At 71.5% G+C, this 12605-nt stretch carries 13 protein-coding genes; 6 read left to right on the top strand and 7 right to left on the bottom strand.

The genetic code is table 11. From position 1 onward, the window contains the following. Window positions 1–27 precede the first annotated feature (27 nt). From chvE to ACWC0C_RS13475, 4 genes are all read right to left on the bottom strand, one after another. Window positions 28–1137 (bottom strand): multiple monosaccharide ABC transporter substrate-binding protein, encoded by a 1110-nt coding sequence (chvE, locus tag ACWC0C_RS13490; RefSeq protein ID WP_450863875.1) that lies wholly within the window; start codon window positions 1135–1137, stop codon window positions 28–30. Between the two features lie 160 nt (window positions 1138–1297). Then, window positions 1298–2275: a hypothetical protein gene (locus ACWC0C_RS13485; protein WP_450863873.1), complete on the bottom strand. Its 978-nt coding sequence runs from the start codon at window positions 2273–2275 to the stop codon at window positions 1298–1300. A 125-nt stretch (window positions 2276–2400) separates the two neighbouring features. Next, on the bottom strand, window positions 2401–3423 hold the full coding sequence (locus tag ACWC0C_RS13480; RefSeq protein ID WP_450863871.1) for a zinc-dependent alcohol dehydrogenase: 1023 nt from the start codon (window positions 3421–3423) through the stop codon (window positions 2401–2403). Further along, window positions 3420–4577, bottom strand: coding sequence for a mandelate racemase/muconate lactonizing enzyme family protein (locus ACWC0C_RS13475; RefSeq protein WP_449197932.1), 1158 nt, complete (start codon window positions 4575–4577; stop codon window positions 3420–3422). The genes ACWC0C_RS13480 and ACWC0C_RS13475 overlap by 4 nt, the downstream gene beginning before the upstream one ends. Window positions 4578–4778: 201 nt before the next feature. Here ACWC0C_RS13475 and ACWC0C_RS13470 point away from each other — a divergent pair, with 201 nt between their 5' ends. Then, window positions 4779–5717: an SCO2400 family protein gene (locus ACWC0C_RS13470; RefSeq protein WP_450863869.1), complete on the top strand. Its 939-nt coding sequence runs from the start codon at window positions 4779–4781 to the stop codon at window positions 5715–5717. A 261-nt stretch (window positions 5718–5978) separates the two neighbouring features. Continuing rightward, the gene (locus ACWC0C_RS13465) at window positions 5979–7133 is read left to right on the top strand and encodes a serine hydrolase domain-containing protein (protein WP_450863867.1); all 1155 of its coding nucleotides are present in this window, start codon (window positions 5979–5981) and stop codon (window positions 7131–7133) included. Window positions 7134–7336: 203 nt separating this feature from the next. On the opposite strand, the gene ACWC0C_RS13460 is transcribed toward ACWC0C_RS13465, so the two are convergent. After that, window positions 7337–7756 carry an organic hydroperoxide resistance protein gene (locus ACWC0C_RS13460; RefSeq protein WP_449197929.1) on the bottom strand — a complete coding sequence of 140 codons (420 nt, stop codon included), beginning with the start codon at window positions 7754–7756 and terminating at the stop codon, window positions 7337–7339. 108 nt (window positions 7757–7864) lie between these two features. Beyond that, window positions 7865–8893, bottom strand: a complete 1029-nt coding sequence (locus ACWC0C_RS13455) for an NADP-dependent oxidoreductase (RefSeq protein WP_449197928.1) — start codon at window positions 8891–8893, stop codon at window positions 7865–7867. 89 nt (window positions 8894–8982) lie between these two features. Here ACWC0C_RS13455 and ACWC0C_RS13450 point away from each other — a divergent pair, with 89 nt between their 5' ends. Then, window positions 8983–9420 carry a MarR family winged helix-turn-helix transcriptional regulator gene (locus ACWC0C_RS13450; protein WP_449197927.1) on the top strand — a complete coding sequence of 146 codons (438 nt, stop codon included), beginning with the start codon at window positions 8983–8985 and terminating at the stop codon, window positions 9418–9420. 85 nt (window positions 9421–9505) lie between these two features. Continuing rightward, window positions 9506–10300, top strand: coding sequence for an EI24 domain-containing protein (locus ACWC0C_RS13445; RefSeq protein WP_450863864.1), 795 nt, complete (start codon window positions 9506–9508; stop codon window positions 10298–10300). A 44-nt stretch (window positions 10301–10344) separates the two neighbouring features. Here ACWC0C_RS13445 and ACWC0C_RS13440 read toward each other — a convergent pair whose 3' ends face one another. Beyond that, window positions 10345–11280: a LysR family transcriptional regulator gene (locus ACWC0C_RS13440; protein WP_450863862.1), complete on the bottom strand. Its 936-nt coding sequence runs from the start codon at window positions 11278–11280 to the stop codon at window positions 10345–10347. A gap of 58 nt (window positions 11281–11338) precedes the next feature. On the opposite strand from ACWC0C_RS13440, the gene ACWC0C_RS13435 reads away from it, so the two are divergent. Beyond that, window positions 11339–12205, top strand: a complete 867-nt coding sequence (locus ACWC0C_RS13435) for an NAD(P)-dependent oxidoreductase (protein WP_450863860.1) — start codon at window positions 11339–11341, stop codon at window positions 12203–12205. Window positions 12206–12215: 10 nt separating this feature from the next. Continuing rightward, complete coding sequence (locus tag ACWC0C_RS13430; RefSeq protein WP_450863858.1) at window positions 12216–12605, top strand: RidA family protein; 390 nt, start codon at window positions 12216–12218, stop codon at window positions 12603–12605.

The following is a 12605-nucleotide window of genomic DNA, read 5'->3' as shown; positions in this document are numbered from 1 at the left end:
AGTGTGGGGTCGGGCGGATGGGCGGGATCACTTGAGCTGGGACTCGGTGTAGTAGCCGCCCTTGACCAGGACGTCCTCGTAGTTGGTCTTGTCCACGCTCACCGGCTGGAGCAGGTAGGCGGGGACGACCTTGGCGCCGTTGGTGTAGGTCTTGGTGTCGTTGACCTCAGGCTTCTTGCCGTGCAGGACGTCGTCGACCATGGACACCGCGACCGCGGTCTCCTTGCGGCTGTCCTTGAAGACGGTCTGGGACTGCTGGCCCGCGATGATCGACTTCACCGAGGCCAGCTCGGCGTCCTGGCCGGTGATGACGGGCAGCGGGTTGCTGCCCGAGCCGTAGCCGTCGGACTTCAGCGCGGAGATGATGCCGATGGAGATGCCGTCGTAGGGCGAGAGCACCGCGTCGACCTTGCCGCTCTTGTAGGAGGAGGTGAGGATGTCCTCCATGCGCTTCTGGGCGGTGGTGCCGTCCCAGCGCAGGGTGGTGACCTGGTTGAGCTTGGTCTGCCCGGACTTGACCACCAGCTGCTTCTTGTCGATGTACGGCTGGAGCACCTTCATCGCGCCGTCGAAGAAGTACTGGGTGTTGTTGTCGTCGTTGGACCCGGCGAACAGCTCGATGTTGAACGGGCCCTTCTTCCCGCTGTCCAGGCCGAGCTTGTGCACGATGTAGGTGCCCTGGAGGGTGCCGACCTTCTCGTTGTCGAACGAGGCGTAGTAGTCGACGTTCTTGGTGCCGAGGATCAGCCGGTCGTAGGCGATGACCGGGATGTGGGCCTGGGCGGCCTCCTGGAGCACGTTGTTGAGGGACTTGTTGTCGATGGCCGCGATGATCAGGCCCTTGACGCCCTGCGTGATCATGTTCTCGATCTGCGAGACCTGGGTGCTCGGGTCGTCCTCGCCGTAGACCAGCTTGGTCTTGTAGCCCTTGGCCTCGAGGTTCTTGACCATGTCGGTGCCGTCGTTGATCCACCGCTCGGAGGACTTGGTCGGCATCGCGATGCCGATCGTGGCGCCCTTGACGTCGCCCGTCTTCTCCTTGCTGCCGCCCGAGCCGCTCTGACCGCAGGCGGTCAGGGTGAGGGCGAGGGAGGCGGTCGCGGATATCGCGGCGAGTGCGGCTCTGCGGTTGTGCATGGTGATCCGTCCTTGTTCTTCTCGGCGTTGAGATGTTCTTGCGGGGTCGGTGAAGCGCCCCGTAAGGGGTGCGGGGCTGTATCGATGTGCGGCTACCGCCGCGTGGGCGCGCCCAGCCACATGCGGCCGGCGGTTGCAGACGGCCCGCGGTTCCCCTCGCTCATCCCGCGGAGCGCTCGACGGGGAACCGGTTCAAAGCCCCCGGCAGCCGCGAGCCGAGCGGCGCCATGTCGCCGTCCGCGCCGTGCCGGGCGAGCAGGTCCAGGGCGAGGCGGCCGCGCCGCACCCGCTCCCGGGCGGTGTCCAGGGTCAGGTCCCGCAGATGGGTGCCCCACGGGTAGATGCCGGGCGCCTTGGACAGACCGAACTTCAGATACAGCGGGGCGCCGCGCCGGATCAGCTCGGCGACCTCGTACATCCGCACATAGCCGCCCAGGTCGTCGGGGGCCTCGATGTACATGTCCATCGGCGCGCCCGACACCCGCCGGATCTCGGTGAGGTGATCCAGCGTCAGATCGCTGGGCACATTGAGGGAATCGGCGCCGAGCCGCTCGTAGACGGCGTACGAGGCCGGGTTGACGGGGCCGATGAGCGCCGAGACCTTCAGTGTGGTTTCGGCCGGGATGATGCCGGTCTCCCGCGCCCGGTGCAGCGTCCACAGCACGCCCTCGTCGGCGACCAGCAGGCACTTGACGCCCAGCTCCGTGGCCCGTACGGCGTCTTCGACGCAGCCGGCGACGGCGTCGTGGCCCCGCGCGCGCAGTCCGGCCCCCCGCGAGTCGGAGCGCACCGAGCCACCGATGTCCCAGGTGCCGCGCGGGCCGGTGAACAGGCAGAGTTCGATGTCGCGTGCGGCGGTGGCCTCGACCATCTCGGTGATCTCGGCGTCGGTGAGCATCCACACGCCGCTGCCCTGGCTGATCCGGTGGATCGGCACATCGAGGCGCGAGGCCTCCTTCAGCACGACCGCCAGCGCTTCGGGACCCTCGCACGAGGGGATCTCGGTGCGCCAGCGGCCACCGCCCGGGAAGCTGTGGGGGGAAGTGTCGGCCGGGTCGAGTGCGGGCGCGCCCAGGCCGAGTGCGGCGAGCACCTGTTCGCCGGGCCTGCGGGCTGCCGGAGCGGAAGCGTCGGTCACAAGCTGTCCTTAGTGTTCGAGATTTCGGACAAGGTTCGCGGCTCTGGGTGTGAAAAGGCCACGGCCTCGGGCCTTGGGGTACGCCGGTCGGGGCGCCGTCAGGTCACGCCCCGACCGGCGTACGGCTAGGGGCGGAGCAGCACCTTGCCCACCTTGGGGTCGCCGGCGCCGACGAGATCGATGGCCTGGGAGAACTCGGTCAGCGGCAGCTCGTGCGTGACCAGTGGCAGCGGGTGGAGCAGCCCGGCGCCGAACACCCGCACGGTGTGCGCCCAGGCGTCCGGCGGCGCCCCGAAGACGGTGTGCACCTCCAGCTGCCGTACGACGAGATCGGTCGGGTCGAGCCCGTCGGCGCCCGGCGCCGGGATGCCGGTGAGGACCAGGCGTCCGCCGCGCCTGAGCAGGGAGGCGGCGGTGCGCGCGGCGGACGCGGACCCGGCGGTCTCGATCACGACGTCGAAGTCGTCCGGGAGCGCTGGATTTTCGGCGTTCCTGAGTCGGAAGTCGGTCGCCCCGAACTGCCGGGAGAGCGCCTCCCGGTCGTTCCGGGTGCCCACCACCAGCAGTTCCACCGGCGAGATCGCCTTCAGGAACTGCACGGCGAACATCCCGAGCGTCCCCGTACCGACCACCGCGACCCGCTCGCCCGGCCGGGCCCCGGCCTTCAGCGCGGCGGCCGCGATGCAGGCAGCGGGCTCCAGGAGCGCGGCGGCGGTGAGATCGGCGTCGTCCGGCAACGGGTGCAGCAGCCGGGCGGGCAGGGTGAGCGTGGCGGCCATGGCGCCCGGCTGGGTGAACCCGGTCTCCTCGTACCCGGCCGTGCACAGCGTGGTCTCGCCCGCGTGGCAGCGGTCGCACACCTGGCAGTTGCGGAAGCCCTCGCCGACGACCTTGCGGCCGACGAGGGTCGAAGGCACCCCGGCACCCACGGCCCGCACGGTCCCCGACCACTCGTGGCCGGGCGTAAGCGGGTACCGCACGTACCCCTCGGGCCGGCTGCCCTGGTACACCTCGCGGTCGCTGCCGCAGATGCCGACCGCGTGCACGGCGACCAGCGCCTCGCCGGGGCCGGGGTCCCGGGGCGTGTGCTCCGTGACCCGGTGCTCGCCCGGCGCCTCGACGACGACCTGCGACCCGTGGTAAGTCACTTCGTCCCCTTCGGCTTGCGCTGCTCCCAGCCCTCGGCCCACAGGTCGAACCGGGCCTGCTGCTGCGGGAACTCGGCGGCGGCGTCGGTGTCCAGCTCGACCCCGAGGCCGGGCGCGTCGGACAGCTGGAAGTACCCGTCCACGACCTGCGGCGCCCCCTTGACCACCTTCTTGATCTCCGCGTCGGCGAAGTCGTTGAAGTGCTCCAGGATCTTGAAGTTCGGCGAGGTGAAGCCGACTTGGAGGGAGGCGGCGGTGAGCACGGACCCGCCGACGTTGTGCGGGGCGACGAGCATGTAGTGGGTCTCGGCGGTGGCGGCGAGCTTCCGGGTCTCCCAGATGCCCCCGATGTGGCCGACGTCGGGCTGGAGGATGTCGGCGGCCTGGCTCTCGAACAGCTCCCGGAACTCGATCCGGTCGTGGATCCGCTCACCGGTGGCGACCGGGATGTCCACCTTGGCCGCGACCTTCTCCAGCGCCTTCAGGTTCTCCGGCGGCACCGGCTCCTCCAGCCAGGCCGGCTTGAAGGGCGCCAGCTCCCTGGCCAGCCGGACGGCGGTGGCGGGGGAGAAGCGGCCGTGCATCTCCAGCATCAGCTCGGCCTCCGGGCCGATCGCGTCGCGTACGGCCTCGATGAGGGAGACGGCGTACAGGGTCTGCTCGTGGTCCAGCTCGAAGTGCCCGGTGCCGAAGGGGTCGATCTTCAGGGCCTTGTATCCGCGCGCGACGACCTCCTGCGCGGCCTTGTGGTACGCCTCGGGCGTTCGCTCGGTCGTGTACCACCCGTTGGCGTACGCCTTGACCCTGTCCGTCACCTTGCCGCCGAGCAGCTGCCACACCGGCACGCCCAGTGCCTTGCCCTTGATGTCCCAGCAGGCCATCTCGACGACCGCGATGCCGGACATGACGATCTCACCCGCTCGGCCGTAGTCCCCGTACTTCATCCGGCGTACGAGGTCCTCGACCGCGAACGGGTCCGAGCCGAGAATGTGATTGGCCTCGGCCTCCCGTAGATACCCGATCAGCGCGTCGGTGTGACCGAGCATCCGGGTCTCGCCGACTCCCGTGATCCCCTCGTCGGTGTGCACCTGGACGTAGGTCAGGTTGCGCCACGGCGTGCCGACCACGTGTGTGCTGATTCCGGTGATGCGCACGGCAGTTGCCTCTCAGCTGTTCGAGATTTCGTCACACGTTCGAAATGCTGGCGTGACAGTAAGGACGGGGTGGCGGGGGTGTCAATGGGGCGAACAGGTAACGGTTTCGACAAGGCTTTCGAGAATTCTTTCGCTGCTCTACGAAACCTTCACAGTCGCGCCTAGGAACATGACCGACGGGGAATCTAGTCTTCCGGCGTCATGGACTATTGCCACCCGTGCCAACGGCACCTGAACGGCGCCCTGGCCTGCCCCGGCTGCGGAACACCGGCGCGCTCCGCCGCGGAAGCGACGGTCGCGTACGCGCGCGCCGGCACGGGCACGGGTGAGGCGCCCGGCTACGGCGGTCACCTGCCCGCCCAGGCCGCCTACGGCACCCCGCCCCAGGGGTACGGCGAGTACGAGGTGCACGTCCCTTCCCAGGGGCACGGCGCCCCTCACGAGTGGTACCCGGAACCGGAGGCCGAGGCCGAGCCCCCGACCGACCCCGACCTTGACTCCGACCCCGAGTCCGACCCTGAGCCCGACCCCGAGGCCGCCGCCGAACAGGACCCCGAGCCCGGTGGCCGGGCGGCCCGGCGCCGGGGGCGCGGCAGCGCCACCGTGAGCCCCGCCGACGCCGACGGCAGCCGCCGCGACCGCAAGGCCGCCGCACACCGGCGCCGGCGCCGCCGTACCGTTGTGATCACCGCGGGCTTCGTGCTGGCCGCGGGCGGCCTCAGCCTCGCCGAACTCGGCACGGACGCACCCTTCTCGCCCTTCTCCGGCGGACGGCCGGGCACGACGGGGAACACCGCGGCCGACGGCGGCACGTCCTCCGCGTCCCCCGGGGTCACCGCGGACCCGGCCGCCGACACCGCCGGCGCGGCCCCGGGCCCGTCCGACTCCGCCTCCCCGGGCGCCTCGGCCTCCGCGTCCGCCTCCAAGTCCCCGAAGGAGTCCAAGTCGCCCGGCGCCAAGGACACCGGTGCGGCGCGGCAGACCGCCGCGACGGGCTCCGGAGCCACCCCCAAGGCCCCCGTCAACCCCGCCCCGTCCCAGCCGGCCGCAACCCCGTCCAGCGCCCCGACGACATCGCACCCGTCCCCGACACCCTCACCCACCAAGACCTGCACCCGCTTCCTGTGGTGGTGCACCTGAGCCGTGCCGTGCAGTATCCGCTGTCCGGGCCGGTGATGACGTGTCCGCGGGTGTCTTTCCTGTGGGGGTGGGCCTGTGCCCCCGCCGTGCATCCGTGCGCCACCCCCTGCGCCATCCGCCATCCGGGGCAGCGATGACACCCACGGGCGCCTGCGGCGGTTGAGTCGAACATGCACATCGCGCCGTACCGGTCTCGGGAACGCCCGAAGCGGGAACGCGCGTTGTGCTGAGGGGCAGCAGCGGCTCAGTTGAGGAGAGCGGATGACGCAGCAGATCACCGTCCACGGCACGGTCGCCGAGGGCTTCGAGGCGGTGCGTGAGGAGTTCGCCGCCTTCGTCGCCGCCGAACGGGACGACTACGAGGGCCAGTTGTGCGCGTATGTGCACGGACGGCAGGTCGTCGACCTGTGGGCGGGCGCGGAGGCTGACTCCCTGTACGGCGTGTTCTCGTCCTCCAAGGGCGCCGCACACCTGGTGGTCGCGCTCCTGGTGCAGGACGGCACGCTGGAGCTGGACCGCAAAGTGACCTACTACTGGCCCGAGTTCGGCGCCGAGGGCAAGGGCGCGGTGATCCTGCGGGACCTGCTGTCGCACCGCGCGGGCCTGGTCGGGATCGACGCCGGGTTCTCCGCCGAGGAGCTGGCCGACGACCGCGCCATGGCCGAACGGCTCGCCGACCAGAAGCCGTTCTGGCGCCCGGGGACCGCCTTCGGCTACCACGCGCTCGTCATCGGCGCGCTCACCGGAGAGGTGGTCCGCCGGGCCACGGGCCACACCCTCCAGGAGGTGTACGAGGAGCGGGTGCGCGCCCCGTACGGCCTGGACTTCTTCCTGGGCCTGCCCGGGTCCGAGGAGCCCCGCTTCCGCTCGGTCCAGCCGATGCTCCCGACCCCCGAGCAGCAGGCCCTGCTGGACGCCGAGCCGACCGGCCCGCACACCCTGACCTCCATCGCCTTCAACACGCACGTCCCGGAGCCGGGCACACTGGCCGACCATGCCAACTCTCGCCTCGTACGGGCCAAGGGACCGGCGTCGGCGGGCGGCGTCGCCTCCGCGCGGGGGCTCGCCAAGATGTACGCGGCGGCGATCAGCGAACTGGACGACCGCCCACCCCTGCTGAAGCCGGACACGGTCGCCGAGGTCGGCCAGATCCACTCCGTCGGCTACGACCTGGTGGCCCGCGCCCACCGCTCGTACGGCCTCGGCTTCCAGGCCACCGCCGACGCGCGCCACCCGGTCCTGGGCGCCGGCGCCTTCGGCCACAGCGGCGCGGGCGGCTCCCAGGCCTTCGCGGACCCGCGCAGCGGCCTGGCGTACGGCTACACGCGCCGGCGGATGGCCTTTCCGGGAGGGGCGGCACCGGAGAACGACGCCTTCGTGGGCGTGCTGCACCGGGCGGCGATCGGGCGTATCTGACGCTCGCTTCTCGGGAAGCGGGCAGCGGTCCAACCTGAAGGGGCGCGGGGCTGTGTTTGACATGCGGCTCCGCCGCGCGGGCGCGAGCAACCCACCACAACCCGCACCCGAAGACGCACCGCACCCGGCACACGCCCCCCGCCGAAAAAGAGACCGCACCCCACGTCCAAGGGTGCGGCCTCCGCAGTCTGAAACGACGACTGTCAGACCAGCGTCACGGTGATGTTGCCCCGAGTCGCCTTCGAGTACGGGCACACCTGGTGGGCCTTCTCGACCAGACCCCGCGCCACCTCGGCGGATACGTTGGGAATGCTCGCCGAGATCTCCACGATGATCCCGAACCCGTCGTCGTTCTTGCCGATACCGACCTTCGCGGTGACGGTCGACCCGGAGACATCGGCCCCCTCGGCCCGGGCGACAACGCCCAGCGCCCCCTGGAAGCAGGCGGAGTATCCCGCGGCGAACAGCTGCTCCGGGTTGGTCCCGGCCCCGCTGCCGCCCATCTCCTTGGGCGGGTTGACGACGACGTCGAGCCGGCCGTCATCCGTGGCGACCCGGCCGTCCCGGCCGTTCTCGGCGGTGGCGACGGCGGTGTACAGGACGTCGGACTGCGTGATGGGCATGCGGTTGTCTTCCTCCTCGGTCCGCCGCGACTCGCGCCCACGATCGACGACGGAATTCGGAAAGAAGTTACCGCATGCCGGAAAGCTTAGGCCAGGCCTTGCCGGGTCTCAGAGCTTGACGATCATCTTGCCGATGTTGTCGCCGCGCAGGACCCCGAGGAACGCCTCCAGGGTGTTCTCGATGCCCTCGACGACCGTCTCGCGGTACTTCAGCTCGCCCGAGGCGACCCACGGCGCGACCTTCTGGACGAACTCCGGCTGCAGGTCGTAGTGGTCGCCGACCAGGAAGCCCTCGATGCGGCCCCGGGTCGCGATGAGCCGGGTGAGGTTCCTCGGTCCCGGCGCGGGCTCGGTGTCGTTGTAGACGGAGATCATGCCGCAGACGGCGATACGGCCACCCTCGCGGAGCGAGCCGATGGCGGCCTCCAGGTGGTCCCCGCCGACATTGTCGAAGTACACGTCGATGCCGTCGGGCGCGGCCTCGCGCAGCTGCTCGGCGACCGGGCCGTTCTTATAGTTGAACGCGGCGTCGAAGCCGTACTCCTCGACCAGCAGCTTGACCTTCTCGTCGGAGCCGGCCGAGCCGATCACCCGCGAGGCGCCCAGGAGCTTGGCGAGCTGGCCGACCTCGCTGCCCACGGCACCCGCGGCGCCGGAGACGAACACGATGTCGCCCTCCTTGAAGGACGCGGTGCGCAGCAGGCCGGCGTAGGCGGTCAGGCCGGTCATGCCGAGGACGCCGAGATACGCCGACAGGGGGACGTCCGCCTCCTCGGCCTTCACGGGCGGTACGGCCGTCGGGCCCACCTTGACGGCGTTCTTCGCGTCCACGACCGCGTACTCGCGCCAGCCGAAGAAGTGCAGGACGTGGTCGCCGGCGGAGATGCCCTCGGCGCGGGACTCGACGACCTCGCCGACCGCACCGCCCTGCATGACCTTGCCCAGCTCGAAGGGGGCGGCGTAGGACTTGGCCGCCGACATCCTTCCGCGCATGTACGGGTCGACGGAGAGGTACTTGTTCCGCACCAGGACCTGGCCCTCGCCGGGGGTCGGGACGGGGGACTCCACGAGGGCGAAGTCCTCCGGCTTCGGCCAGCCGACGGGACGGCTGAGCAGGTGCCACTCACGGTTGATCATGACGGGGCCTTCCTCAAATACTTCAGAACCTGAAACAACCATGCTCCTGAATATTTCAGGATGTCAAGTAACCGGCTATCCTGGAGAGCATGTCCACCCCATCGCAGCCCCGCCGCCCCGACGCCCTGACCATGGAGGTCGTCGAACTGATCGGTGACGTCGTCGCCCGCTTCTACGCGGACTACGAGAAGGCGGCGGGCGAGCACACGCTGACCGGACCGCAGGCCCGGCTGCTCAGCCTGCTCTCGCTGGAGCCGCTGCCCATGCGCAAGCTGGCGCAGAAGCTGAAGTGCGAGCCGTCCAACGTCACCGGCATAGTGGACCGCCTGGAGTCCCGGGGGCTGGTCGAGCGCCGCCCGGACCCCGCCGACCGCCGCGTGAAGCTGGCCGCCGCCACGGACGAGGGCGTGCGCATGGCCAAGGACCTGCGCGAGGGCCTCCGCTTCGCCCGTGAGCCCCTCGCCGGCCTGTCGGAGGAGGAGCGCCGTTCCCTGCGCGACCTGCTGCGCCGGATGCTGGACGCCTGAGGGCCGGATGCTGGACGCCTGAGGCCTGAGTCTGACGCCTCAGGCGGCGCATGCCGGCCGCCGGAGAATCGGTAGAGTCTCCGCCATGCGCGATCTTGGGGCGGGATTCGGTCATCTGCTGAAGGGCCAGCGCTGGATGGCCCGGCACGGCCGGCGTTACGGCTTCGGGCTGCTGCCCGGGCTGATCACCCTGGTCCTCTACGCGGCGGCGCTGGTCGCGCTCGCCGTGTGGGGCGAGGACGCGGTCAGCTGGGCGACCCCGTTCGCCGACGACTGGTCCAGCCCCTGGCAGGGCCTGTTCCGCGGCTTCCTGACGGCCGTCCTGTTCGCCCTCGGCCTGCTGCTGGCCGTGCTGACGTTCACGGCGGTCACCCTGCTCGTCGGCCAGCCCTTCTACGAGAACCTGTCGGAGCAGGTCGACGCCGACGTCTCGCCCGACGGCAGCGCCCCGCGCTCGGGCCTGCCGCTCTGGCGCGAGCTGTGGATCTCGGCCCGGGACAGCCTGCGCGTCCTGGTGCGGGCCGCGCTGTGGGGCGTGCTGCTCTTCGCCCTCGGCTTCCTGCCGTTCGTCGGCCAGACCGTCGTCCCCGTGATCGGCTTTTTCGTCACCGGCTTCTTCCTCGCCGAGGAACTGACCGCCGTGGCCCTCCAGCGCCGGGGCGTGGAACTGCGTGCCCGGCTCGCCCTGCTCCGCTCCCGCAAGGCCCTGGTCTGGGGCTTCGGCACGCCCCTCGGCCTGGCCTTCCTGGTCCCGTTCGTCGCGGTGTTCCTGATGCCGGGCGCGGTCGCGGGCGCGACGCTGCTCGCCCGCGAGCTGCTGGGCGAGGAGACCGGCGACGACGACTCCGTGACCGACGCCAGCTGCACCGCTCCGGAGTAGCGGGGTGCCCGGGCACCGGCACGGCGCGCCCGTACCGCACCGGCTCACCCCGGAATGAGTGCCGCCGCCTCCCGGAGAACCGCTATGAAGGCCCGTACCGCCGTCGTCACCGCGTGGCCGCGGACCGTCGCCGCGTACACCGCGCGCGGCGGGGCGTCCTCGGCGTCGATCGGCAGCAGGGCGACGTCCGGCCGGACGGACGCGGCGGCCAGCGCCGGTACCAGGGTCACCCCCAGCCCCGCGGCGACGTAGCCCTGCTTGGCGGTCCACTCGGCCACGACGTGTGCGACGCGCGGGCGGAAGCCCTGCCGCACCGCCGCGTCGAGAAGGGTGCCCTCGGGCCGGGGGCTGCCGGCGATCCAGTCGGCGTCGGCGAGCCGGGCCAGCCGCACCGGCCCGTCGGTCGCGGCGAGCGGATGGCCGGCGGGGACGGCGACGTAGAGGGTCTCGTCGAGCAGATGGTGCAGCGTGTACGCCTCCAGCGGGGCGCGGCCCGTCGTGGAGACCACCGCGAGGTCGAGGTGACCGGCCGTCAGCCGGTCGAGCAGGGCGGGGGAGAGGCCCTCCTCGCGCGAGACACGGACGCGCGGATGGCGGGCGTGGAACGCGGCCAGCGCGTGCGGGACGAGCGCCGCGTCGGCGGTGGCGAACGCCCCGAACCGCAGCCGCCCGCCCGCCGCCGCGCGCAGCTCGGCCAGTTCGCGCGCGGCGCCGCCCAGCGACTCGGACACGGCCTCGGCGTACGGCACCAGGGCCTGGCCGGCCTCGGTGAGCCGGACACCCCGCGGCAGCCGGTCGAAGAGCGGACCGCCGCCGAGGGCCGACTCCAGGGAGGAGATCTGCCGGGACACCGCCGACTGGGTCCACCCCAGCGTCCGTGCGGCCACGGTGAACGAGCCGTGCCGGGCGACTTCCAGGAAGGCCCGGAGCCAGACGGTGGACAGGTCGGGAAACTCCCCTTCGATATGCGTAGTCAGCATGGCAGCAATGCTAGACATTCGCTTGTCGCATCGCAGGGGCGGCCCTAGCGTCGAAGCCATGAACATGAGGAACCCGGAGAACCCGGAGAAGCCGGAGAACCTGGAGAAGCCGGAGAAGGTCGCCTTCCTGGGGCTGGGCAGCATGGGCGCCCCGATGGCCGGGCGGCTGCTCGCGGCCGGTCACCCGCTCACCGTCTGGAACCGCACCCCGGCGCGGGCAGAGCCGCTCGCGGCCGAGGGGGCCACGCCCGCCGCGACACCCGCGGCGGCCGTCCGGGACGCCGACGTCGTGATCACCATGCTCGCCGGACCGGACGCGCTCACCGCCGTCGCCGACGCCGTCACCCCCGAACTGCGGCCGGGCACGACCTGGGTGGAGATGTCCACCGTCGGCCCGGACGCCGTACGGGACCTGGCCGGGCGGCTCAAGGACGGGGTCACCCTCGTCGACGCGCCGGTCATGGGCAGCACGGACCGGGCCGCCGAGGGCACGCTCGGCATCCTCGCGGGCGGGGAGGCGGCCGCCGTCGAGCACGTCCTCGCGCACCTCGGCACGGTCACCCGCACCGGCCCCCTCGGCTCAGGGGCCGCCCTCAAACTCGTCGTCAACACGGCGGTGATCGGCGGCGTCGGCCTCGTCGCCGAGGCGCTGCGGCTCGCCGCCGCACTGGGCCTCGACGGCCACACCGCCCGCACGGCCCTGGCGGCGGGCCCCCTGGGCGGCGCCCTCGAACGTGCCCTCGCCGACGGGGTGCACTTCTCGACCGACCTGGCAGTGAAGGACCTGCGGATCGCGGCGGCAGCCGCCGAACTGCCCGCCACCGCAGCGGTGTTGGAGACCCTCCGGCAGGCCACCGAGGACGACCCCACCCTGTCCCGCGCCGACATCGCGCGAGCCGCCGCCCACATCATCCGTACCGCCTGAAGGACTCCCCGTGCACATCACCCTGGCCAGCCCCGCCTCCGCACCACAGCCCCTCAGCCCCTACTACTCCCAGGTCGCCCGCGTCGAACACGCCGACGGCAGCGCCCTGTTGTTCCTCTCGGGCCAGATCGCCGACGGCGCGACACTGGCCGAGCAGACCCGCGGCGTCTTCGAGACGATCGACGCCCTGCTGAAGTCCCACGGCGCGAGCCTCGCCGACGTCATCAACATCCGCACCTACCTGACCGACATCACCAAGCTCGACGAATACGGCACCGTACGACGACAGTTCCTCACGGGGACCCCACCGACAAGCATGACGTTCGAGGTGCCGCGCCTGTTCCGCCCGGAGGCACAGGTGGAGGTGGAAGTCGTAGCGGCGGTGGGGGGCGGTAACTGA

This window comes from Streptomyces sp. NPDC001709 (assembly GCF_053596375.1).
The sequence above is the reverse complement of the archived record's forward strand: the minus strand, read 5'-3'. Positions and strand labels throughout refer to the sequence as shown.

Coding starts and splice junctions, on each gene's coding strand:
- chvE (WP_450863875.1), bottom strand. CDS start 1,137: ATGCACAACCGCAGAGCCGCACTCGCCGCGATATCCGCGACCGCCTCC.
- ACWC0C_RS13470 (WP_450863869.1), top strand. CDS start 4,779: ATGGACTATTGCCACCCGTGCCAACGGCACCTGAACGGCGCCCTGGCC.
- ACWC0C_RS13465 (WP_450863867.1), top strand. CDS start 5,979: ATGACGCAGCAGATCACCGTCCACGGCACGGTCGCCGAGGGCTTCGAG.
- ACWC0C_RS13460 (WP_449197929.1), bottom strand. CDS start 7,756: ATGCCCATCACGCAGTCCGACGTCCTGTACACCGCCGTCGCCACCGCC.
- ACWC0C_RS13455 (WP_449197928.1), bottom strand. CDS start 8,893: ATGATCAACCGTGAGTGGCACCTGCTCAGCCGTCCCGTCGGCTGGCCG.
- ACWC0C_RS13450 (WP_449197927.1), top strand. CDS start 8,983: ATGTCCACCCCATCGCAGCCCCGCCGCCCCGACGCCCTGACCATGGAG.
- ACWC0C_RS13445 (WP_450863864.1), top strand. CDS start 9,506: ATGCGCGATCTTGGGGCGGGATTCGGTCATCTGCTGAAGGGCCAGCGC.
- ACWC0C_RS13440 (WP_450863862.1), bottom strand. CDS start 11,280: ATGCTGACTACGCATATCGAAGGGGAGTTTCCCGACCTGTCCACCGTC.
- ACWC0C_RS13435 (WP_450863860.1), top strand. CDS start 11,339: ATGAACATGAGGAACCCGGAGAACCCGGAGAAGCCGGAGAACCTGGAG.